At 69.1% G+C, this 21,880-nt stretch carries 17 protein-coding genes; 7 read left to right on the top strand and 10 right to left on the bottom strand.

What is annotated here, in order from left to right:
* Positions 1-59: 59 nt before the first annotated feature.
* Positions 60-854, top strand: coding sequence for a DODA-type extradiol aromatic ring-opening family dioxygenase (locus tag NYO99_RS20335; protein ID WP_268169128.1), 795 nt, complete (start codon positions 60-62; stop codon positions 852-854).
* Here NYO99_RS20335 and NYO99_RS20330 read toward each other — a convergent pair.
* Positions 851-1,780 carry a Gfo/Idh/MocA family protein gene (locus NYO99_RS20330; RefSeq protein ID WP_268169127.1) on the bottom strand — a complete coding sequence of 310 codons (930 nt, stop codon included), beginning with the start codon at positions 1,778-1,780 and terminating at the stop codon, positions 851-853. The two genes, NYO99_RS20335 and NYO99_RS20330, sit on opposite strands and share 4 nt — an antisense overlap.
* 123 nt (positions 1,781-1,903) lie before the next feature.
* Here NYO99_RS20330 and NYO99_RS20325 point away from each other — a divergent pair, with 123 nt between their 5' ends.
* Positions 1,904-2,563 carry a 2-keto-4-pentenoate hydratase gene (locus tag NYO99_RS20325; protein ID WP_268169126.1) on the top strand — a complete coding sequence of 220 codons (660 nt, stop codon included), beginning with the start codon at positions 1,904-1,906 and terminating at the stop codon, positions 2,561-2,563.
* Here NYO99_RS20325 and NYO99_RS20320 read toward each other — a convergent pair.
* A complete protein-coding gene (locus NYO99_RS20320; protein ID WP_268169125.1) occupies positions 2,553-3,137 on the bottom strand; it encodes a cold shock and DUF1294 domain-containing protein in 585 nt (194 codons plus the stop codon). The genes NYO99_RS20325 and NYO99_RS20320 overlap by 11 nt on opposite strands.
* Positions 3,134-4,009, bottom strand: coding sequence for a LysR family transcriptional regulator (locus NYO99_RS20315; protein ID WP_268169124.1), 876 nt, complete (start codon positions 4,007-4,009; stop codon positions 3,134-3,136). Before NYO99_RS20315 ends, NYO99_RS20320 begins: the two co-directional genes overlap by 4 nt.
* Before the next feature lie 100 nt (positions 4,010-4,109).
* On the opposite strand from NYO99_RS20315, the gene NYO99_RS20310 reads away from it, so the two are divergent.
* Positions 4,110-4,751 carry an NAD(P)-dependent oxidoreductase gene (locus tag NYO99_RS20310; RefSeq protein ID WP_268169123.1) on the top strand — a complete coding sequence of 214 codons (642 nt, stop codon included), beginning with the start codon at positions 4,110-4,112 and terminating at the stop codon, positions 4,749-4,751.
* Positions 4,752-4,778: 27 nt separating this feature from the next.
* Here the strand turns inward: NYO99_RS20310 and NYO99_RS20305 are convergent, their stop codons facing one another.
* From NYO99_RS20305 to NYO99_RS20295, 3 genes are all read right to left on the bottom strand, one after another.
* A complete protein-coding gene (locus tag NYO99_RS20305; protein ID WP_268169122.1) occupies positions 4,779-5,996 on the bottom strand; it encodes a glycoside hydrolase family 27 protein in 1,218 nt (405 codons plus the stop codon).
* A 17-nt stretch (positions 5,997-6,013) separates the two neighbouring features.
* A complete protein-coding gene (locus NYO99_RS20300; RefSeq protein WP_268169121.1) occupies positions 6,014-7,513 on the bottom strand; it encodes an MFS transporter in 1,500 nt (499 codons plus the stop codon).
* Between the two features lie 153 nt (positions 7,514-7,666).
* Positions 7,667-8,710: a LacI family DNA-binding transcriptional regulator gene (locus tag NYO99_RS20295; protein WP_268169120.1), complete on the bottom strand. Its 1,044-nt coding sequence runs from the start codon at positions 8,708-8,710 to the stop codon at positions 7,667-7,669.
* 196 nt (positions 8,711-8,906) lie between these two features.
* Here NYO99_RS20295 and NYO99_RS20290 point away from each other — a divergent pair, with 196 nt between their 5' ends.
* From NYO99_RS20290 to NYO99_RS20275, 4 genes are all read left to right on the top strand, one after another.
* Positions 8,907-9,869: a PfkB family carbohydrate kinase gene (locus NYO99_RS20290; protein ID WP_268169119.1), complete on the top strand. Its 963-nt coding sequence runs from the start codon at positions 8,907-8,909 to the stop codon at positions 9,867-9,869.
* A 19-nt stretch (positions 9,870-9,888) separates the two neighbouring features.
* Positions 9,889-11,274: a GH1 family beta-glucosidase gene (locus NYO99_RS20285; protein WP_268169118.1), complete on the top strand. Its 1,386-nt coding sequence runs from the start codon at positions 9,889-9,891 to the stop codon at positions 11,272-11,274.
* Between the two features lie 32 nt (positions 11,275-11,306).
* Entirely contained in the window at positions 11,307-11,837 is a 531-nt protein-coding gene (locus NYO99_RS20280; protein WP_268169117.1) for a CbrC family protein, read from the top strand.
* Positions 11,838-11,980: 143 nt separating this feature from the next.
* On the top strand, positions 11,981-12,388 hold the full coding sequence (locus tag NYO99_RS20275) for a DUF6896 domain-containing protein (RefSeq protein WP_268169116.1): 408 nt from the start codon (positions 11,981-11,983) through the stop codon (positions 12,386-12,388).
* 189 nt (positions 12,389-12,577) lie between these two features.
* Here NYO99_RS20275 and NYO99_RS20270 read toward each other — a convergent pair whose 3' ends face one another.
* From NYO99_RS20270 to NYO99_RS20255, 4 genes are all read right to left on the bottom strand, one after another.
* A complete protein-coding gene (locus NYO99_RS20270) occupies positions 12,578-14,125 on the bottom strand; it encodes a tryptophan halogenase family protein (RefSeq protein WP_268169115.1) in 1,548 nt (515 codons plus the stop codon).
* A complete protein-coding gene (locus NYO99_RS20265) occupies positions 14,122-15,678 on the bottom strand; it encodes a tryptophan halogenase family protein (RefSeq protein WP_268169114.1) in 1,557 nt (518 codons plus the stop codon). The genes NYO99_RS20270 and NYO99_RS20265 overlap by 4 nt, the downstream gene beginning before the upstream one ends.
* A 98-nt stretch (positions 15,679-15,776) precedes the next feature.
* Entirely contained in the window at positions 15,777-18,860 is a 3,084-nt protein-coding gene (locus NYO99_RS20260; RefSeq protein WP_268169113.1) for a TonB-dependent receptor, read from the bottom strand.
* Between the two features lie 232 nt (positions 18,861-19,092).
* Entirely contained in the window at positions 19,093-21,591 is a 2,499-nt protein-coding gene (locus tag NYO99_RS20255; protein ID WP_268169112.1) for a glycoside hydrolase family 2 protein, read from the bottom strand.
* Between the last annotated feature and the right edge of the window lie 289 nt (positions 21,592-21,880).

Below are 21,880 nucleotides of genomic sequence, written 5' to 3'. Positions count from 1 at the left end.
AGCCCTGCCATCGACGGTTTCGAACCGAGGCGCGGCGCCGTGGCGTTAGCCTCGCCGGCATGAAGCAACCGACATTCTTCCTCTCCCACGGCGGCGGCCCCTGGCCCTGGATGGACGGCGACTTCCGCCAGGCCCATGCCCGGCTGGAAGCCTCGCTGCAGGCCGTGCCGGCGTCGCTGCCCGAGGCGCCCCGGGCCATCCTGATGATCTCGGCGCACTGGGAGGCTCCGGCCTTCACGGTGCAGACGTCGCCGCGCCCGGGCATGCTGTACGACTACGGCGGCTTTCCGCCGCACACCTACGAGGTGGTCTACCCCGCCCCGGGCGACCCGGCGCTGGCCGAGCGCGTGGTGGCGCTGATCGAGGCCGCCGGCCTGCCGGCCGCCCGCGACAGCCAGCGCGGCTTCGACCACGGCGCGTTCTGCACGCTGGTGCCCATGTATCCGGACGCCAACATCCCCGTCGTGCAGCTGTCGCTGCGCCAGGGGCTGGACCCGGCCGAGCACCTGGCCCTGGGCCGGGCGTTGGCGCCACTGCGCGACGAGGGCGTGCTCATCCTCGGCAGCGGCTTCAGCTTCCACAACCTGGGCCTGATGTTCAACGGCCGCGGGCAGGCGCCGTCGGTCGCGTTCGACGCGTGGCTGCAAGGCGCCCTGCCCGCGCCCGAAGGCCGGGCAGAGCGGCTGTCAGCCTGGGCGCAGGCGCCTGCCGCGCGGCAGGCCCACGCCCGTGAGGAACACCTGCTGCCGCTGATGGTGGCCGCTGGCGCGGCCGAGGGCGACGCCGCGAGCTGCAGCTATCACGAGGCCAACTACCTCGGCGGCATCACGGCGTCGAGCTTCCGTTTCGGCTAGACCTGATGCGCCGCCACCGTGCGGCGCTCGCCGATCAGGAAGGCATCGGCCACCAGTTGGAAGGGCCGCCAGTCCACCTCCGAGCGGCCGGCCGCCACCATGTCGGCAAAGCGTGCGTACAGGCGCGGGTACTCGCCGGCCAGGGCCGCGTCGGCGGCCACCGGCTGGCCGTCGATGGCCAGCATGCCGCCGCCGTGCGACAGGCGCAGCTGGCCGGTCGCCGAGTGCAGCTCGATGTCCCAGGTCTGCTCGCCCTTCTGGCGGAAGTCGAACACGGTGTCGATGGCCACGCCGGACTCGGTGCGCAGGTCCAGCTGCGCCGCGATGGGCGCCTGCTGGTTGGACGGGAACTCCAGCACCGCCTTGTTCACCACCACCTCTTCAGCCAACACCTCGGTCAGCACTGACAGTGCGTTGATGCCCGGGTCGAACACGCCCAGGCCGCCCGCGTCGAAGATCCACTGCTGACCCGGGTGCCAGTGGTGCACGTCTTCCTTCCAGATGATGCGCCCGCCGGTCAGCGTGCGGCCCTTGACCCAGTCGCGCGCGGCGTCCACGCCGGCGGCAAAGCGCGAGTGCCAGGTCTGGAACAGCGTGCGCCCGTGGCGCGCGGCCTCGGCCTGCAACAGCGTGATCTCGCGCGTGGTGGCCGCAGGCGGCTTCTCCAGCATCACATGCTTGCCGGCGCGCAGCGCGGCCAGCGCGGCCGTGAAGTGGGCCTGCGGCGGCGTGCAGATGGAGATGGCGTCCAGCTCGGGCACGGCGGCCAGCATGGCCTCCACGCTGGTGAAGGCGGCCACGCCATCCACGCTGGCGTTGCGGCTGGCCGTGGCGACCAGCTCGAAACGCGGATCGGCCGCGATGGCCGGAATGTGTTGATCACGGGCGATCTTGCCGATGCCCACCAAACCCAACTTCAAAGACATGCATTCCCCGGAAAATAGCTCGGCCTCGCCTGCTGCGAGGCCCTGATATGCGGGCCCTTGGCCCGGCCCGAATTTCACCTCAGGCGCGGGGCCAATCCGGACACGCGCCAAACACTCACCCACATGATTGAAGCACTGACCCAGGCCCTCGCCCGCTGCCACCGCGACGGCAGCCACCTGCACGCCGCCGACTGGGTGGGCGCCGTACGCGACGAGGCCGATGCCTACGCCGTGCAGGACGGCGTGGCCCGTGCGCTGGGCTGGCCGGCCACGCGCTGGAAGTCCGGCGGCGCCGGGCCGCAGGGGCCGTTCAGCCACTCGCCGGTCAACCCGCAGGTCGACAGCCGCGCTTTGCTGGGCGTGGAGGCCGAGGTGGCGCTGCGCCTCGGCGCCGACGGCCAGCCCGAGGCCATGTGCATCGCCGTGGAGCTGGTGGCCTCGCGCTGGGCCGAGGGCATGGACGCCCCGGCGCTGCTGCGCATGGCCGACTTCCAGAGCAATGCCGGCCTGCTGCTGGGCGACTGGCAGCCCTACCGGGCGCTGGACTGGGCCGCGCTCAGCTGGCGCCTGTGCCTGCCCGGCCAGCCGGAGATCGTGCGCCGGGGCGGGCATTCGCTGGCCAACCCGGCCGGCGTGCTGCCCGCCTGGCACCGCCACGCCAGCCGCCACGGCGACATCGCACCGGGCACGGTCGTGACCACCGGCGCCTGGGGCGGCCTGCACGCGGCCACCGAGGCGCGCGGCACGCTGGTGATCGAAGGCTTGGGCGAACTCAACTTTTGAACAGCGGCGTGAACAGCGCCGCGAACGCGGCGATGTTGAGCACCACCATCGCCCAGTACACACGCAGGAACGGCCGCTTGGCGCTCTTGTGCCGCAGCAGCCGCTGCGCCAGCAAGGCGCCGGGCCAGCCACAGGCCAGGGCCAGTGCATGCAGTGTGTTCTCGGGCACACGCCAGTCGCCGCGCTGGGCGGCGCGCTTGTCCAGCCAGTAGGTGATGAAGGTGGCCATGCTCATGGCCGAGTAGAAGCCCCACAGCCAGTTGGGCACGCCCCACACCAGGCGCACGGCCAGCACGGCGGCGGCGAAGGCCGGGATGAGCAGCAGAACGTGGCCGCCGTCGCGCGGGCGCGGCGCGGCGGGCGCGCTGCGCGGGGCCAGGCCTTGCACGTCGACCGCGCGCCGCTTGCCCTGGGCGTCCTGCCCTTCGGTGTAGCGCAGCCGCTCGCCGACGAAGGGCCGGTGCGGCCGCAGCCCGAAGGCCTTGGCGTGGACGAAGCAGCGGGGCCCGCCACCGTCCGGCGTGATGAAGCCGTAGCCCTTGGCGTCGTCCCACTGCGTCAGCGTGCCCTTCATCGCAGCGACTCCAGGTGGGCCTTGAGGGCCGCGATGGCGTGGCGCACCTTGGCCGGCTGGGCGTCCCGTTGCGGGGTCAGCGCCCAGACCGGCAGCTCGGGCAGCGCCAGCGTGGTGTCCAGCCGCAGCAGGCGGCCGGCGGCCACGGCCTCGGCGACGTCCTCGTCGCCCAGCGGCGCCAGGCCCAGGCCGGCCTCGCACAGCTGCTGCAGCGTGAGCTGGTTGTTGCTGGTGCAGCGCGGCGCCACGCGCAGATCGCTGCCCAGCAGGGGGCGTTCGGCATCGGGGCTGTCGCCCAGCATCAGCCACTGGGCCTGGCGCAGCGCCTCTGCCGTGGTCGGCACACCATGCCGGGCCAGGTAGGCCGGCGCCGCATAGAGCGCGGTGTGCACCGTGCCCACGCGCTGCGCCACCCAGGCGCTGTCGGGCAGGCGGCCGAAGCGGATGGCCAGATCGATGCGATGGGCCACGAGGTCGGTGAAGCCGTCCTCCACCTGCAGGTGCAGCGTCAGCCCGGGGTGGGCGGCCAGCAGCGGCGCCAGCGCCGGGCCCAGCCGGCGGGCGTAGCCCACGGTCATGGCGATGCGCAGCTCGCCCTCGGGCGCGTCGCGCAGCTGCTGCAACTGGGCCTGGGCGGCCTCGGCCGCTGCCACCATGGCCGCGCAGCCGGTGTGGAAGCGCGCGCCGGCCGGCGTGAGGCTGAGCTTGCGGGTGGAGCGGTGCAGCAGCGTGACACCCATGTCGGACTCCAGCGCCCGCACCTGCTGGCTGACGGCCGAGGTGCTGGTGCGCAACTGGCGCGCGGCTGCGGCGAAGCTGCCGTGGCGGATGACGCTGGCGAACACCGCCATGCGCTTGAGCTGGTCGAGCATGAAGTTCTTCTAAACAGTGCAGGCATTCGAGGCCGGCTTATCGACGCATTGTGAAGCCGAAACAATGATCGCCATCGCAACCCCTCGACTGGAGAACCCCATGAACATCGCCCTGATCGGCGCCACCGGCTTTGTCGGCCAGGCCGTGCTGGAAGAACTGCTGAGCCGCGGCCACGCCGTGCGCGCGCTGCAGCGCGACGCGGCCAAGCTGGCGACGCGCCCGGCGCTCACCGTGCGCTCGGTGGACGTGCTGGCCGGCGGCGACCTGGCGGCCGAGCTGGCCGGCGTGGACGCAGTGGTGAGCGCCTTCAACGCCGGCTGGGCCAACCCGCAGCTGCATGACGACTTCCTGCGCGGCAGCGATGCGATCGCGGCGGCGGCCCGCACGGCCGGCGTGCGCCTGATCGTGGTCGGCGGCGCTGGCAGCCTCTACATCGCGCCGGGCCAGCAACTGGTGGATTCGCCCGACTTCCCGGCCGAGTGGAAGGCCGGCGCGCTGGCCGCACGCGAAGCCCTGACCCGCCTGCGCGCCGACACCAGCACGCTGGATTGGAGCTTCGTGTCCCCCGCCATCGAACTGCAGCCGGGCGCGCGCACGGGCCAGTTCCGCCTGGGCACTGAAGCGCCGGTGTTCGACGGCCAGGGCGTGAACCGCATCAGCGTGGCCGACCTGGCCGTGGCCATCGTCAACGAGCTGGAAGCGCCGCAGCACCGCCGCGAGCGCTTCACCTTGGGCTATTGAACAGGCCCGGCGCTCGGCCCGAGGGCGTCAGTGGGTCACGGGCGAGATGCGGAACATCAGCACGCCATGCGGCGCCACCGTGCCGCCATGGCGCCCGGCGACGGCCGGGGTCTTCTTGCCCGACCACAGATCCAGCACGTCGGCCTTGAGCCGCGCCGGCAGGTCGAGCTGATCCCAGGTCACGGCCATGTCGGCCGGCTTGTCGCCGCGGTTGAACAGCACAGCGGCACGGTCGCCGCCGGCCAGCGGGCGCACCCAGATCTCCAGGTCGCCCTGGCGCCAGATGCGCCGGCCCTGGCGGCCCAGCGGGTCCTGGTCGACACGGATGACCTCGGCGTTGGTCAGGATGCGGCGCGTGGGCTCGTCCATCTTCGACAGGTCGTTGCCCGCGATCAGCGGCGCGGCCAGCATGGCCCACAGCGAGAAGTGGCTGACGTACTCGGTGTGCGTCATGCCACCGTTGCCGACCTCCAGCATGTCGGGGTCGTTCCAGCCGTTGGGGCCGGCCTCGCTCCACAGGTCGGCGTTCATGTCGAGGATGTCCAGCATGCCGTGCGACCACTCCTTCTTGCCCTTCCAGGCATCCCAGATGTCGCCCGTGGTGCGCCACAGGTGGCCCACCGGCGCGGCCCAGCGGCCGGGGCGGCTGTTGCCCCACTCGCAGATGGACAGCACGATGTCGCGGCCAGACTCGCGCAGCGCCTTGGCCATGATGGTGTAGGCCGCTTCAGGGTTGCGCGGGCCGGTGTAGCACCAGTCGTACTTGAGGTAGTCCACCCCCCACTTGGCGTACTGGCGTGCGTCCTGGAACTCATGGCCGGCGCTGCCCGGGCGGCCGCCGCAGGTCAGCGCGCCGGCATCGGAGTAGAGGCCGAACTTCAGGCCCTTGCTGTGCACGTAGTCGGCCAGCGCCTTCATGCCGCTGGGGAAGCGCTCGGGGTCGGGCTGGATGTTGCCGTCGGCGTCGCGGCTCTTCTGCCAGCAGTCGTCGATGACGATGTACTGGTAGCCGGCGGCCTTCATGCCGGAGGCCACCATGGCGTCGGCCTGTTCGCGGATCAGCTTCTCGCTGACGTCGCACTTGAACTTGTTCCACGAATTCCAGCCCATGGGCGGCGTGGGTGCGAGCATGGGCTTGGGGGCGTCGAGCTTGAGGGTTTCGTGGCCGATCTGCGCCTGCGCGGCCGAGGCGGCAGTACAGGTCAGCAGGGCCAGCAACGTTGGGCGCAGCCAGGAAAAGATCACGGAGAACTCCTTTCGGGTTAGACGGTGCCGCGGCGGGCTTCCAGCGCGGCGCGGATGTCGTGCATGCGCTGCTCGGTCAGGAAGTAGCGCGACACGACGACCAGCGCGATCAGCAAACCCACGATGGGAATGCCGGACAGGCAGACGCGGATCAGGAAGATGGCCTCCTCGCCCTGGACGGGCAGCTTGGCGTCGAAGCCGGTGAAGGCCAGCACCCAGCCCGAGGCGCTGTTGCCCAGGGCCAGGCCGCATTTGCTGATCCACGAACCACAGGCCGCGAACGAGCCCTCGCGGCGCTGGCCGGTGGCGAGCTCGTCGTGGTCGATGACGTCGGCCATGGCCGAGCCGTAGATGGTCCAGAAGCCCGCGCCGATGAAGGCCACGCCGCCGCTGGCAAACAGCTGCAGCCACGGCAGCTGCGGGTTGTAGAAGAACCAGTCGCCAATGAACGCGGCGATGCCCAGCCACAGCACGGTCATCAGCGCATTGCGCTTACCCCAGCGCCTGGCCACCCAGCCCGCGAAGGCGATGCCGGCCAGGCCGCTGACGAGGCCGGCCACGCCCATCAGCGAGTTCCACTTGGTGGCCTCCACGACATTGCCGCCGCAGACGTAGTAGACGGTCGCGTAGTAGCCGAGCAGGCCCACCATGGCCGTGGCCATGTTGTAGGTCAGCATGGTGCCCAGCATCAGGCGGAAGGGCTTGTTCTTCAGCGTGCGGTAGAGCGTGTCCTTGAAGGGCACGCGCTGGCGGCTCTGCGCGACGAAGCTCTCGTAGTAGCGCTCGCGCGTCAGCGAAAAGATGGCGATGGCCAGCACCACCAGGATGCCGCCCAGGATGCTGGTGTAGACCTGGGCCCCCAGCAGGATGTCGGGCTTGCCGGACGCATCGTGGAAGAACCAGAGCGTTGTGAACTGCGCGGCGACGAACATGCCCAGCTCGGGAATCTTCTGGATCGCGTTCTTGATGGACATCACGCGCGTGCGCTCGTGGTAGCCCGGCGTCAGTTCGGCGCCCAGGCTGTTCCAGGGCATCGCGAAGCAGCTCATCACCGGCGCGTACAGGCAGGTCGAGACGAGCAGGAAGATGAAGTACTCGGTGTCGCTCCAGCCCCGCCCGACCGCGAACAGCAGCGGCAGGCCGATGCCCGTCAGGATGCCGCCGACGAGGATGAAGGGGCGCCGCCGCCCCCAGCGGCTGCGGGTGTTGTCGGAGATCCAGCCGAACAGCGCGTCCGACACCGCGTCCGCAAAGATCTTGATGCCCATGGCCATCGAAATCAGCTGCGGCGCCACGCCCAGGCCGATGTTGAACACATGGAACACCAGCGACTGGTAGAGCCAGTGGCCCCACATGTCGTGGAAGGAGCCCAGCCCGAAACCGACCTTCTGCGCCATCGGCACGCGGTCGTCGGCGGCATCGGCCGGGGCTGGCGAGGGCGACGCCACAGCCGTTCGAGCAGCGCCCGGGCGTTGCGGCATCAGGGGCGCCGTGGCGCCGTCGCTGTTGGCAAGCATGTCGAAGTCTCCTTGGCCGTCGGCGTCATGGCACCTGGACAGCGCGTTTTAGTAAACAAGGAGATTTTCGTTAGATCACCAAACCAATAGAACGCGGGAAAGACCTGAGGCCACGCAGCCCGCGGCGGCCTGGGCGCTGGCCGGGGCCGGCGCTCAGGACGTCGCTGCGGCTGCCTGGCGCCGGGGCTTGCGCGCCACGGCGGGCGTGGCAGGCACCGAGCTGTCGCGCACCACCAGCTCCACCGGCAGCGAGGCCTCGTTGGGCGCCACGTCGCCCTCGATCAGCGCGCGCGCGGCCACATGGCCCAGCGCTTCCTTATCCATCTTGACCGTGGTCAGCGGCGGCTTGCAGTGGGCGGCGGCCTCGATGTCGTCATAGCCGACGAAGCGGATGTCCTCAGGCACGCGCAGGCCGCGCTCCCGGCAGTACTCGATGGCCGTCATGGCCGTGGAGTCGTTGTAGGCAAACACCGCGTCCGGCGGGTTGGGCAACTCCAGCAGGCGGCGCATCGCGTCGCGGCCGGCGTCGCGGTACTCCAGCGACGGGTCCAGCACCACCTCGTAGTCGGGGTCGAACAGGCGCCCGGCCTCGAACAGCGCACGCCGGAAGCCCTTGGCCCGCAGCGACACCGAGTAATGCACCATGGGGCCGAAGATGGCCGCGATGCGCTGAGCCTGCCCGTCCAGCAGGTGCTGCGTGGCCAGCCAGCCGCCGCGCAGGTTGTCGTCGTTGACGCAGCGCACGCCGGGGTAGAAGTGGTCCACCAGCACCAGCGGCAACTCGCAGCGCCGCACCGCCTCCATCGCCTCCGACTCGATGTAGCCAGCCACGAGCAGCGCGTCCGCCTCGTGCCGACGCACCAGGCCGGCGATGTCCTCGCCGGCCAGCACCGACATGATGCTCAGCGGCACGCCGGCCTCGCGGCACGCCGTCTCGGCGCCATGCAGCACGTAGGAATAGAAAGGGTTGGTGGCCAACGAGCCGATGCTGCGGCTGTACAGGAACAGCATGCGCCGCGGCTTGCCGGTGCGCAGCTTGGCGGTGTCGTAGCCCAGTTGCCCGGCCACCTCCAGCACCTGGGAACGCGTCTGCTCCGACAGGCCCGGCTGACCCTTGAGCGCGCGCGACACGGTGCCGATGGACACCCCGGCGGCCTGCGCAAGCTCGCGAATCGTCACCCCTCGTTTGTCGGCCATGCCGCGAACTCCCGCTGTTGTTTAGTGCCTTGAACCCGTCGCGATTGTGGCACCGCGCCTCCGCAGAGCCGCCTGTAACCCGGGTGTTCCTCGCTGACGCGGCCTGGCACCACGGCCGCACGGGATCACCCCGTTGCCGATTGTTCACTAAACATTTATTGTTGCGGCAGAAATTTCATTTCCGCACCTTTTGCGCATGCCTTCCCGCTCCCTTGCCGTCCTGGGCGAAGCCCTGGTGGACGAATTCCATGACGGCCCGGTGGCCGGCGGCGCGCCCTTCAACGTGGCGCGCTCGCTGGCGGCGCTGGGCGCCGACGTGCTGTTCATCAGCCGCATCGGCGCCGCCGATGACAACGGCCGGCAGGTGCAGGACAACGCCACGCGCTACGGCCTGAGCCTCGCCGGCCTGCAGCGCGATGCCGCGCACGCCACCGGCCGCGTCAGCGTGCACGAACACCCCGGCGGCGGCCACCGCTTCGAGATCCACGCCGACGCCGCCTGGGACCACTTGGATCTGCCCGCCGCCCGCGCTGCGCTGGCTGGCACACCGGCTGACCTGCTGTACTTCGGCAGCCTCGCGCAGCGCCACCCGGCCTCGCGCGCCGCGCTGCGCGCGCTGGTCAAGCCCTTCACCGGCCTGCGCCTGCTGGACCTCAACCTGCGCCCCGGCACCGACGATGCGCTGCTCGCCGCCGAGTCGCTGATGCTGGCCGACTGGCTCAAGGTCAACGACGACGAACTCGCCCGGCTGGCTGCATGGTTCGACCTGCCGAACACCCCGACCGCAAGCGCGACCGCGACCCCGACCGCAGGCCAGGAAGCCCGCCAGGTGGCGGCGCTGATGGACCGCTTCGCGCTGCAGCGCGTGGTGCTGACGCTGGGCGCCGACGGCTGGCGCTTCTACGGCCCGGGCGGCACGGTGCTGGCGCACGGCCCGGGTGAACCCCAGCCGGCGCTGGTGGACACCGTCGGCGCGGGCGATGCCTTCACGGCCCTGCTGCTGGCCGGCCTGGCGCTGCGTCGCGACCTGGCCGCGACGCTGTCGCTGGCCAACCGCTATGCGGCCTTCATCTGTGGCGTGCGAGGGCCTCTGCCGGCCCACCCGCAAGCCCTGTCCCCATGGCGTGACGCCCTGCTGGCGCTGCCGCCCTTCCCTTGACCCTGCCCACCGCTTCGACATGGCCCAGACCCCTCCCGCCTCGCTCGCCGACCTCATCGCCCCGCCGGCCGACTCGCCCATGCGCCGCCGCGACTTCGTGTTCGGCTGCGGCACCTCCTCGTACCAGATCGAAGGCGCCGCCCACGCGGACGGCCGGCTCGAGTCCATCTGGGACCGCTTCTGCGCGACGCCCGGCAAGGTGCTGCGCGGCGAGAACGGCGACATCGCCTGCGACCACTACCACCGCCTCGGCGAAGACCTGGACATCCTGCAGCGCCTGGGCGTGGACGCCTACCGCTTCTCCATCGCCTGGCCGCGCGTGATGGACGAAGCCGGCCGGCCCAATGCACGCGGCATCGATTTCTACAAGCGCCTGCTGGACGGCCTGGGCGAGCGCGGCATCCGCGCCTTCGTCACGCTGTACCACTGGGACCTGCCGCAGCACCTCGAAGACAAGGGTGGCTGGCTGAACCGCGAGACCGCCTACCGCTTCGCCGACTACGCCGACCTGATGAGCCGCGAGCTCGCCGGCCATGGCGACGTGGCCGCGTGGACCACGCACAACGAGCCCTGGTGCTCGGCCTACCTGGGCTACGGCGACGGCCACCATGCGCCGGGCCTGAAGAGCCACCGCTGGGCCGCGCAGGCCATGCACCACCTGCTGCTGGGCCACGGCCTGGCGCTGCCCATCCTGCGCGCCAACGCGCCGCAGGCGCTGCACGGCATCGTCGCCAACTGCGCGCCGGGCTATGCCGACAGCGACACCGCCGAGGACCGCGACGCCGCCTCGCTGTTCGAGACCTTCCAGAACCGCTGGGTGCTGGACCCGCTGCTCAAGGGCGAGTACCCCGCCGACCTGTGGCGGCTGTGGAAAGGCTGCGAGCCGCTGGTGCTGGACGGCGACATGGACATCATCCGCCGCCCCATCGACTACCTCGGTATCAACTTCTACAGCCGCGCCGTGCTGCGCTCCAAGGGCGCGGACACGATTGACTGGGTGCGGCACGACGGCGTCGAGCGCACGACGATGGACTGGGAGGTCTACCCGCAAGGCATGCAGGACCTGTTCGAGGCCTTCAAGCGCGACTACCCCAACCTGCCACCGCTGTACGTGACCGAGAACGGCATGTCCAGCCACGACGAGGTGAACGCCCGCGGTGAGGTGGACGACCTGCAACGCCAGTCCTACATCAAGCGCCACTTCGCGGCCTGCTCGCGGGCGATGGCCAACGGTGTGGACGTGCGCGGCTACTTCATCTGGTCGCTAATGGACAACTTCGAATGGGCCTTCGGCTACGAACGCCGCTTCGGCCTTGTGCATGTGGATTTCGAAACCCAGCAGCGCACGCTCAAGCGCAGCGCACTGGCGTATGCCGATTTCCTGCGGGAGCGCGCCGGGCGCTGAGCGCCGCCGCCGGGCTCTGGTAGCGTGACGGCATGGACCTGCCCACCTTCCGCTACCACCCCGACCCGCTGGCCACCGGCGCCATCGAGCCCCGCCCCATCACCTGCGCCTGCTGCGGCGAGCCGCGCGGCTTCGTCTACGTGCAGCCCGTGTACGCGACGACCGAACTGGACGAGAAGCTGTGCCCCTGGTGCATCGCCGACGGCTCGGCCGCCGCGAAGCTGGGCGCCAGCTTCTCCGACCCCGCGCCGCTGCAACAGGCCGGCGTGGCGGCCGACGTCATCGACGAGGTGAGCCTGCGCACGCCGGGCTACTCCTGCTGGCAGCAGGAGGAGTGGCTGGCGCACTGCAACGACGCCTGCGAGTTCCACGGCGATGCGTCGGAAGACGATGTGGAGGACGCCAGCGACGCCGTGAAGGCCGACTGGATGCAGCGCTACGGCAAGACCGCCAAGCAATGGGCCGCCGCCACGCGCGACTACGAGCCGGCCGGCGACAACGCGTTCTACAAGTTCGTGTGCCGGCACTGCGGGGTGGTGAGGCTGGGGTGGGATTGCGCGTGAGCCGGGTGGTTGTTGTCGGCCAGGAACAGGTACTGGCCAGCGACGGCTTTCGCGGAGTGAAGACTGCCGACGGACGGCTCAGGTCACATGCTCAAATGATGGGCAGAAATCCCTAACGATCCGCATACGACACGTTACGCTCCATGGACAAGCGGCTCGCCATCCTCATTGACGACTACACCGCTTCGGTGTCCTTCGCTGTGGGGCTTCTGGAGCAGGGCGGCATTGGTCGGCCCAATAGCAACACGGAATGGGCGTGCAACGGAATACCTCAGACTGGCGTGTTGCCCGGCGGAGTGAAGTACTTCAAGCATGGCTATGGTTGCGCGGTCCATCTCAAGAGCGGTACGGTGGACTTCGACTTCGGAGAAAACGGTCAGATCGACGGGTTCGATGTCTGGCGTCTTTCCGGCTTTGCCGAAGGGAAACTTGGCCAGTACGGGTTCCAGTCCGAGAAAGAGCTTGAAGCCTGCTTCAAAGCTGAAGTCGTGGCTGGTGCGCTGGTCTACTCCGGGTACATCCTTCACTACCTCTGCGGAGATAGCGCCTAACCCTTCCACCGAGGCGACAGCCACCGGCAAACCGGCGGCTGCGCCTCATGTCAAACGTTGAACGGCCGCTTCGGGGCTTCGACACAGCCGCAGCCAAATGCCGCTATGGGTCGACAGCCACCGTCACGAAAAGAATCCACGCTGTAAGGCCAACATCAGCCGGTAGGCCTCGCAGCGACGAACCGATCTTCAAACGCCCCGAGTCGCCATCAAGCGCTCAAGGTACGTCGCATGGTCCGGCATGCCCTCCACCGTCCGCGCGATGGCTGCATGCAGCCGCTGGAAATGCTCCCGCAGTGGCACCGCGTCCACCTGCTGCAGCAGCGGGTCCAACCCCTCAGGCCGCACGCCGAGGCCAAGGTAAAGCGAGTACCAGGAGTCCTCGCCGAAGCTGTCGCGGTCGAGGATGACGACGCGGCCGTTGCGGCGGAAGCTGTCGATCTGGTGGGCCAGCGTGTCCGGGATGGGCATGCCGCGGCAGTAGCGCCAGAACGCGCTGTCGTCCCGGGTGGTGAGCTTGTAGTGCAGGATGATGAAGTCGCGGATGGACTCGTACTGCCGCGTCATGCGGCGGTTGTACTCGTCCACCAGGTGGCGCTCGCAATGGCGGTCGGGGAACAGCTCCACCAGCGCACTGATGCCGTGGATGACCAGCGACAGGCTGGTGGACTCCAGCGGCTCCAGGAAGCCCGACGACAGGCCCACGGCGACGACATTGCGGTCCCAGACCTTGCGGCGCAGGCCGGTCTTGAAGCGCAGCTGGCGCGGCTCGCCCTGGGGCGCGCCGTCCAGGTGGCTCATCAGCACGCGGCTCGCGTCCTCGTCGCTGATGTGGGCGCTGCTGTAGACATGGCCGTTGCCGGTGCGGTGCTGCAGCGGGATGCGCCACTGCCAGCCGGCTGAGTGGGCGGTGGACGTGGTGTAGGGCGTGAGCGGCTGAACCTTGTCACGAGGTACTGCCTGCGCGCTGTCGCAGGGCAGCCAGTGGGTCCAGTCGTGATAGCCAGCGCGGCACACGCCTTCGATGAGCAGGCCGCGGAAACCCGAGCAGTCGATGAACAGGTCGCCCGCGATGCGGCGGCCGTCGGCCAGCGTGACGGCGGTGACGAAGCCGTCGCCAGGGCGCACGGACACGTCGACGATGGTGCCCTCCTCGCGCTGCACGCCGCGCGCCACCGCGTAGTCGCGCAGATAGGCGGCGTACAAGCCGGCGTCGAAGTGGAAGGCGTAGGAGTACGCGTTGGCGGCGGACGGCGGGCCGGCCTCCGGCAGCGCGAAGCGATTACGCCGCGCCATGGCGGTGGCGACGGACCATTCCTCGTGGCTGGCCATGCCGCCCTCGCGCGCCAGCCGCAGCCAGTGCGCCACCGACGAGCGGTTGACGATGGCCGGGCCGAAGCCGCCGAAGCCGTGGAAGAAGCGGTTGCCGATGTGGCCCCAGTCCTTGAACTCAATGCCGAGCTTGAAGCTGGCCTGCGTCTTGCGCATGAAGTCGGCGTTGTCCAGGCCCAGCGCGTCGTTGTAGGCGCGGATGCTGGGCAGCGTGGCCTCGCCGACGCCGACTGTGCCGATGTCGGCAGACTCGACCAGCACGATCTCGCAGCCCACCGGGTTGGCAGGGCCGCCGGGCGGCGAGCCGAACACTTGGGCGAGCGGCGCGGCGCACATCCAGCCGGCGGAGCCGCCGCCGACGATGACGATGCGGCGGATGCGCTGATCCTGCAGTTCGGGCGTCATGCGGCCGCCTTCACGGGCTGGGCCCGCACGTGGTGGTGGATGAAGGCGCCGTGGTCCGGCATGGCGTCCACGGTCTGGGAGATGGCTTGGCGCAGCCGTTCAAAGTGCTGGCGCAGCGCCTGTTCGTCGATCTGCGCGAGCAGCGGGTCCAGCCGCTCGGGCCACAGGCCCAGGCCCAGGAACAGCGACATCCACGACGGCTCGGCGAAGCTGTCGGGGTCAAGGATGGCGACGCGGCCGCTGCGGCGAAACAGCTCGATCTGGTGAGCCAGCGTGTCAGGGATGGGCATGTCACGGCAATAGCGCCAGAACTCGCTGTCGTCGCGGCGCGTGAGCTTGTAGTGCAGCACGATGAAGTCGCGGATGGACGCGTACTGCTGCGCCATGCGGCGGTTGTATTCGTCGGCGAGGTGCGTGTCGCAGCGGCGGTCGGGCCACAGCTCGATGAGGCGGCCCACGCCGTCCATGATGAGCTGGATGCTGGTGGACTCCAGCGGCTCCAGGAAGCCCGAGGCCAGGCCGATGGCAACGACGTTGCGGTCCCAGATCTTCTTGCGCATGCCGGTCTTGAAGCGCAACTGGCGCGGCTCGCCCTGCGGCGCGCCGTCGAGGCTGTGCATCAGCACGCGGCCGGCCTGGTCGTCGCTGATGTATCCGCTGCAGTAGACATGGCCGTTGCCCGTGCGGTGCTGCAGCGGGATGCGCCATTGCCAGCCGGCGCTGCGCGCGGTCGACGTGGTGTAGGGCGTGAGCGGCTCGACGCGGGCGCAGGGCACGGCCTGGGCGCTGTCGCAGGGCAGCCAGTGCGTCCAGTCGTGGTAACCGGCCTGGCACACGCCCTCGATCAGCAGGCCGCGGAAGCCTGAGCAGTCGATGAACAGGTCGCCTTCGATGCGCCGGCCGTCGGCCAGCGTGACGGCGGTGACGAAGCCGTCGCCGGGGCGCACGGACACGTCGACGATGGTGCCCTCCTCGCGCTGCACGCCCCGGGCGACTGCGTAGTTGCGCAGGTAGGCGGCGTACAGGCCGGCGTCGAAGTGGAAGGCATAGGCATAGGCATTGGCCGCGGAGGCCACCTCGCCACCCTCCGGCGGCACGAAGCGGTTGCGCATGGCCATGACGGTGGCGGTGGACCACTGCTCGTGGCTGGCCATGCCGCCCAGGCCATGCAGGCGCAGCCAGTGCATGATGGATGAGCGGTTCTGGATGGCCGGGCCGAACTCGCCAAAGCCGTGAAAGAAGCGGTTGCCGAGGTGGCCCCAGTCCTTGAACTCGATGCCCAGCTTGAAGCTGGCCTGGGTTTCGCGGATGAACTCCGCGTGGTCGAGTTGCAGCGAGTTGTTGTAGTAGCGGATGGTGGGCAGCGTGGCCTCGCCCACGCCGACGGTGCCGATCTCCGGCGACTCGACGAGCACGATCTCGCAGCAGGCCGCGTGGTCACGGCCGCCAAGCAACTGGGCCAGCGGCGCGGCCGTCATCCAGCCCGCCGTGCCCCCCCCGACGATGACGACGCGGCGCAGCGGGCCGGCCTCAGGCATGCGTTGTTTCTCCATGGGCGCACCCTCTTGTTGTCGCTGAAACAGTACCCCAAAAAAAAGGCCCGGCACCGCCGTGCCGGGCTCTCCGAGAGCCGGGACAAACCCGGCGTCGGTCAGAAGTTGACGCGTGCCGACACGGTGTAACGCGGGCCGGAGGCGAACCAGGAACGACCCGTGAAGCCGATGTGCTGTTGCATCAACTGCTTGTAGACCGCATCCGTCAGGTTCTGGCCCTCGAACGCCAGCGTCACGTTGTCGCTGAGCCGGTACTGCACGCCCAGGTCCAGCTGGCCAAAGGCATCCGTCCAGATCGGCAAACCCAGCGGCATGTTGTTGCGGCCGTACTGCTTGCTGTTCGGATTGCCATCCAGGCCGTTGGTCTGGTTCGGGCCGGTGTTGTCCGGGAAGGCCACGCCGTTCATGTACTTGCCACGCCAGGCGTAAGCCACACGCGCCGAGATCGGGCCGTGGTCGTACAGCACCGCCACGTTGAACGCCTTGCGCGACAGGTTGGGCAGCGGATGGTCACCGTAGGACTGGCCGTTGGTGTCGCAACCGTTGACGAACAGGTTCAGGTTGCGGCCATCGCTGGCGCTGCTGCACCACTCGTTGCCGACGGCGTTGTAGCGCTTTTGCTTGCTGTCCACGTAGGTCACATTGGCCTGCACACCCAAACCGGCCAGCAAGCCCGGCAGGCCGTTGAAGTAGTGCTGCGCTGACAGCTCCACGCCACGCGCCCAACCCTTGGCACCGTTGACCTGCGTCGAGTAGGCGAACTCGTGTACCTTGCCGGTGGTGTCTGCCGCCGTGAGGATGCCCACCTGGTTGACGATCACGTCCTTCAGCTGCTTGTTGAAGGCCGCCATCGTGACCGAACTGGCCTTGTCGATGTACCACTCGGCCGACAGGTCGAACTGGTCGGACTTGACCGGCTTCAAGGTCGGGTTGCCCAAAGCCTGGCCGCGGTTGCGGAGGTCGGTCACCACGTTCTCACGCACAGCCGGCGTCACCGTCTCGTCCACCGTCGTCCGGATGGTGGCGCTGCCGGCATCCAGGATCAGGTTGGGCTGCAGCGCGCTCAGGTCAGGACGCGCGAGCGCCTTCGCGAACGCGAACCGCAGCTGCATCTTGTCGTTGAACTTCCAACGCAGGTTGAGGCTGGGCAGCACATCGGTGTAGCTGTTGTCCACCTCGATCGGCCGGCGGTAGGACGTGAAGACCGGGATCGGGCCGCCCGTGAGGGTGCCGGTCACGGCGGCGGTCGCCTGGTAGTTCAGCGACTGGTAGCCCGCCGACTTGTAGTTGGTGTTGACGACGCGGAGACCCGCATTGCCGTCGACCGGCACGCCCCACTCGTCAAACCCGAACCGCAGCTGCGCATAGGCCGCCTTGGTGGTCTCCTGCTGCGTGTTGTCGCGCGGCGAAATCGTGCCGGCCACAGGCGGCGTGAACGCCGGGGCACAGCTGTTGCCAGGCGAGCCGCCCTTGGAGATCTTCTCGGCCTTGTACTCCTCGCACAGCGTGGTGTAGTAGCTGTGCAGCAGCGCGTAGGAGTCGGGGTAGTTCGCCGCCACCGCCATCTTCGGCAGCACCAGCGACGCGACGTTGTTCTTGCCGTTCATGAAGTTGTTGAACGACTTGACCTGCGTCTCGCCGCCGAAGCGGTTCAGGTACGCCAGGCTCTTGATCGGGTGCCAGTCCCAGCTCTGGCCGATGGCGCCCTGATCGAACTCGGCGGATTGCCACGTCTGCGACACGGCCTGCCAGTTGTACCAACGCGGCACCTTGTTGGTCACGTCGCGGTCGGTGAGGCGCAGGCCGAAGCGCACGTCATAGAGCACCGGGTGGTCAAAGGTGTACTTGACGTCGCCCTTCCACGCCTTCTGCTTGGCCTTGCTCTCCGACAGGCGCTCCATCGTGAAGCCCCAGTAGTACTTGGACGGATCGGCCAGGTAGGCCCGGTCCGCCGCGTCCAGCACCAGGCGCGGCATGTCGCCGCTGAGGTCCAGGGTTTCCTTGGGCATGTTGATGCCGGTCGCCACCGTCGAGTCGAACGTGCCCGTCTCGGACTCGATGAACTGGAAGTCATTGACGATGCGCCACTGCGCCGTCGGCGTCCAGATCACGTTGAAGGTCGACTCCTTCGTGTCCGAACCGCTCGTGGAGAAGCGCGTGTTCGCATTGAAGGGGATGCCGCCCTTCTGCGGGTCGGTGAGCGTGCCCGTCAGCAGCGCGCCGTTGCTGCCCCACTTGGCGTTCGACACCAGCGACGAGTACGGATCTGCCTGGCTGGCGATGGAGCTTTCATCCCAGTAGAAGTCGTACTTGGAACGGAAGAAGGTCGCCGCGGCCTGCAGCGTGTCCTTCTTCCATTGCGCGGCGGCGTAGGTGCCCTTGCGCGTGCGGTCGAACGCGAGCGATTGCCAGCCCACGGCCTTGGGGAACCAGTGGTTCTCGGCAGTCGGGCGGTAGTAGGCGTTGTTCGTGTCCTCGGGGCGATTCCAGCGCACCACCTCGCGGAAGTACGGGTCCACCACCATGCCGTCCGTGCGCGTCGAGCTCTCGGAGTGCGCGGCATGCACGAGCAGGCCGATCTTGCCCAGGTCCGTGTTCCACGTGTTGGCCAGCAGGCCGGAGACGGTCGGCTTCTGGTTGCCACGCAGCACGTTCTTCGTCAGCGAGCCGCTCAGGCTGGCCTTGAAGCCGTTGTAGTCAAAGGGCAGCGCCGTGCGCAGGTTCACCAGGCCACCGATGGCCCCTTCGATCTGTTCGGCGGACGGGTTCTTGTAGACGTCCACGCCCGCCATCAGCTCGGGCGGCACGTCCTCGAAACTCAGGCCGCGCCCCCCGTTGGCAGAGAAGCTCTCGCGGCCGTTGAGCTGCGAGGACACATAGGTCAGGCCACGGATGATGACGCCCGAGCCCTCCACGGACACCCGCATCGGGTCGCCACGCGACAGCACGCGGTCCATCGTCACGCCGACGATGCGCTGCAACACCTCGGAGACCGAACGGTCCGGCAGCTTGCCGATGTCGTCAGCCACGATGGAGTCGACGATCTCGTCGGACTCCTGCTTGAGCTTCTGCGCCGACTGCAGCGCTGCACGCTGGCCAGAGACGACGACGGTCTCCAGTTGCTGCGACTTGCCCGGCGCCGACGCCGCGGCGGCAGGCGCCTGCTGAGCCATGGCCGGCATGGCCAAGACCATCAAGGCCTGGGCTGCCGCCAATGACAAGGTTGTCTGTCTGAAATGTCTCATCCTGGTTGTCTCCTCTTTGGTGGGAAGCACCGGCCCTGGCGGGCGCGATGCCGCGGTTGGCGGCTCATGGCCTCAACCCGTTTTGATAACGGTAACAATATGCGCGCCCGACCACATCGGGACAATCAATTACAGGGGTTCCACCCATTCCGTGGGCGATGCACCTCTCCTATGGCTGCAGCACAAAACGTTGCATTGCGTGGTCCAACGCAACCGCCTCCATGACAAATGGTAACGCTATCTTTTGATCCAGCCAGCGGGGTTCTCTGGGCATCAGGTCGATGAAGTTGTCGGCGAACGACACGCCGCGGGCCTGCAACCACAGCCCCTTGACCGGCCGATCGGCCTGCAGCCGCAGCCGCCCGTCCTCAACGCCGATCTGCACGCGCGCACCAGCCAAGCTGTAGAACTTGAAGGGCTCGGTCCACGCGCAGTCGCGCGCCAGCTCCGCACCGTCGCCGTCCAGCGCGCAGAGCTCGGCCACCACGGGCCCATCGCCCGCGGCCGCCGCCACGGCCTGCACCAGTTCCGCGCAGCAGCCCGCAGCCGCCAGGTGCGGCAAGTCGGCATCCGCCAATGGCTGCCCCGCCAGCGAGTACACGCGCAGGCGCAGCGTCAGCGCGATGTCATCCACGCCGCCATTCATGACCGCCAGGCGCACTTGGCCGGCCTCCAGCCGCACGGCAACAGCCAGCGGCGCCAACGCCCGGCGCACAACATGCCAGGCCGGCTTGGGCATGCCGGCCGCGTCGATCAGTGCCCAGCTCGTGACCGGCCAGCAGTCGTTGAGCTGCCACACCAGCGCCCCGCCCACGGCACGCGCGCCCGGGCGCTGCCAGCGGCGGCGGAAGTCCTGGTAGGCCACGCGCATGGCCTCGGCCTGCACGAACTGCGTCGCGTACACATGCTCAGCCAGCGTGGGGCCCACGCGCAGGTTGTCGGCCTGGTAGACCGCCAGGCGGCGATGTCCGTCCGGCCCCGCGGGCGACCCGGCCTTGTTGTGCCATTGCACGGTGCGGCTCTCGGGGAAGCGCTCCCCCTCGGGCAGCACAGACTCGAACAGCGCCAGCGACGGCATCGACTGCATGCCGAACTCGCTGACAAAGCGCGCCTGCACATCGCCGTAGCGCTGGTAGGGCAGCATCTGCTGGTGCCAGACCTCCCAGCTGTGGCGGTCGCCCACGGTCGCGTCTGAGGACGAGGCGCCGTCGCCCGGCGTGAACGGGCTGCCGGGCCAGTAAGGGCGGTCCGGGTCGAGCGCGGCGCAAACCTCGGGCAGCAGCCGCTCGTAGATCGCCCGCGCCTCGAAACGCTCGGCCGGAACGCCTGGGCCGGCCAGCCCTTGGGACTCGGCCAGCATGTAGTCCTCGTTGTTGCCGCACCAGAGCGCCAGGCAGGCATGGTGGCGCAGCCGCTTCACCTGCGCTTGGGCCTCCGCACGCACGCTGGCCTGGAAGGCCTCGTTGGCCGGATACAGCCCGCAGGCGAACATGAAGTCCTGCCACACCAGGATGCCGAGCTCGTCGCAGGCGTCGTAGAAGGCCTCGTGCTCGTAGATGCCGCCGCCCCAGATGCGCAGCATGGTCATGTTTGCGGCGGCGGCCTGCGCCACGCGCTCGCGATAGCGGGCCGGCGTGATGCGCTCCAGCAGGCTGTCGTCGGGAATCCAGTTCGCGCCGCCGGCAAAGAAGTCCCGGCCGTTGACCTCGAAGTGGAAGCTGCGGCCCGCCTCGCCAGCCACCTCGTCCTGCACCAGGCGCAGGCGACGCAGCCCGATGCGGCGGCGCTCCTGCGCCAGCACCTGGCCATCGTCGTCCTGCAGCGTTGCCAGCAGCGTGTACAGCGGCTGGCCGCCCAGGCCGTGCGGCCACCACAGCTGCGCGTCGGGCACCGCCAGCACGGCCTGCACAGGGCCGGCCGCCGGCACCGGGCACAGCGCCACGCGGCGGCCCTCGGGGTCCAGCAGCTCGAACACGCAGCGCGTGCCGGCACCCACCAGCACCGCACTGACACTCAGCGTCGCCGCCCGCTGCGCCACCGCCACATCGGCGCGGCACAGCAGCTCGGCAATTCGGCCGCAAGCGCTGTCGCGCCGCACCGCGCGCCACGGGCCGCAGGTGACAAGCTCGGGGCCCCAGTCCCAGCCGAAGTGGTACTGCGCCTTGCGCGCATGCAGCCGTGCGCTGTCGCCGTTCCACAGCGCGCGCTTGCCATGCACCGCCTCCACCTTGCGCGCTTCCGCCAGCGCCGGCTCAAAGCACAGCAGCAACTCGTTGCGCCCGGGCCGCAGGCGCTCGCGCACGTCCACACGCTGCGGCACGAACATGTTGTCGGTCTGCAGCAGCCGCTCGCCGTTCAGCCAGACGCTGCAGTAGGTGTCCAGGCCCTCGAACACCAGCTCTTCGCGCGCCGCCAGCTCGCCAGCGTCGAAGGCCAGCTTCCACACCCAGCGGCGCTCGGCCACCCAGCGCACCTCCAGCTCGTTGCGGCCGTAGAAAGGATCGGGAATGCGGCCGGCGGCCAGCAGCGCGCCGTGCGCCGTGCCGGGCACCGCCGCAGGCAGCCAAGCATCGGCGGGCAGCGCAGCGAGCGCCGCGCCGTCCACGCCAGCGGGCGCCTCGGCCAACAGCCAGCCGTCATGCAGGTCGATCAGTCGTTGAGAGATCACGTCAGGGGTCGTCGTCAGGGCATCAGGCACGCGACAGGAGGCCCGCACCGCAAGGGCTGCGACTCGTCTCCTGCCCCACCCAAAGGCAAAGCTAAACATTGTTTTGTTGCGCATTCTGTTTCTCTAAATTTCCGACCACACTCGGGGATACCACCGATGTTTTGCAAGCAACAGACGGTGCGACAGCGCACAGCCTGAGTTCATAATGAAATTCGTTTAGTAAACATCTGAAGAACGGGAGCGCCATCCGCCGGCCTGCTGCCGCCATGCAGCTCCCGCATCGCCGCTG

Origin of the sequence: Roseateles hydrophilus (genome assembly GCF_026712245.1) — a bacterium.
GTDB lineage: Bacteria > Pseudomonadota > Gammaproteobacteria > Burkholderiales > Burkholderiaceae_C > Pelomonas > Pelomonas hydrophilus.
The sequence above is the reverse complement of the archived record's forward strand: the minus strand, read 5'-3'. Positions and strand labels throughout refer to the sequence as shown.

Bases quoted from the DNA above. Each gene is read 5' to 3' on its own strand.
- NYO99_RS20320 (WP_268169125.1), bottom strand. From the start codon at position 3,137: ATGAAGGGCACGCTGACGCAGTGGGACGACGCCAAGGGCTACGGCTTC.
- NYO99_RS20335 (WP_268169128.1), top strand. From the start codon at position 60: ATGAAGCAACCGACATTCTTCCTCTCCCACGGCGGCGGCCCCTGGCCC.
- NYO99_RS20315 (WP_268169124.1), bottom strand. From the start codon at position 4,009: ATGCTCGACCAGCTCAAGCGCATGGCGGTGTTCGCCAGCGTCATCCGC.
- NYO99_RS20265 (WP_268169114.1), bottom strand. From the start codon at position 15,678: ATGGAGAAACAACGCATGCCTGAGGCCGGCCCGCTGCGCCGCGTCGTC.
- NYO99_RS20285 (WP_268169118.1), top strand. From the start codon at position 9,889: ATGGCCCAGACCCCTCCCGCCTCGCTCGCCGACCTCATCGCCCCGCCG.
- NYO99_RS20325 (WP_268169126.1), top strand. From the start codon at position 1,904: ATGATTGAAGCACTGACCCAGGCCCTCGCCCGCTGCCACCGCGACGGC.
- NYO99_RS20310 (WP_268169123.1), top strand. From the start codon at position 4,110: ATGAACATCGCCCTGATCGGCGCCACCGGCTTTGTCGGCCAGGCCGTG.
- NYO99_RS20275 (WP_268169116.1), top strand. From the start codon at position 11,981: ATGGACAAGCGGCTCGCCATCCTCATTGACGACTACACCGCTTCGGTG.
- NYO99_RS20290 (WP_268169119.1), top strand. From the start codon at position 8,907: ATGCCTTCCCGCTCCCTTGCCGTCCTGGGCGAAGCCCTGGTGGACGAA.
- NYO99_RS20330 (WP_268169127.1), bottom strand. From the start codon at position 1,780: ATGTCTTTGAAGTTGGGTTTGGTGGGCATCGGCAAGATCGCCCGTGAT.
- NYO99_RS20300 (WP_268169121.1), bottom strand. From the start codon at position 7,513: ATGCTTGCCAACAGCGACGGCGCCACGGCGCCCCTGATGCCGCAACGC.
- NYO99_RS20260 (WP_268169113.1), bottom strand. From the start codon at position 18,860: ATGCCGGCCATGGCTCAGCAGGCGCCTGCCGCCGCGGCGTCGGCGCCG.
- NYO99_RS20270 (WP_268169115.1), bottom strand. From the start codon at position 14,125: ATGACGCCCGAACTGCAGGATCAGCGCATCCGCCGCATCGTCATCGTC.
- NYO99_RS20280 (WP_268169117.1), top strand. From the start codon at position 11,307: ATGGACCTGCCCACCTTCCGCTACCACCCCGACCCGCTGGCCACCGGC.
- NYO99_RS20295 (WP_268169120.1), bottom strand. From the start codon at position 8,710: ATGGCCGACAAACGAGGGGTGACGATTCGCGAGCTTGCGCAGGCCGCC.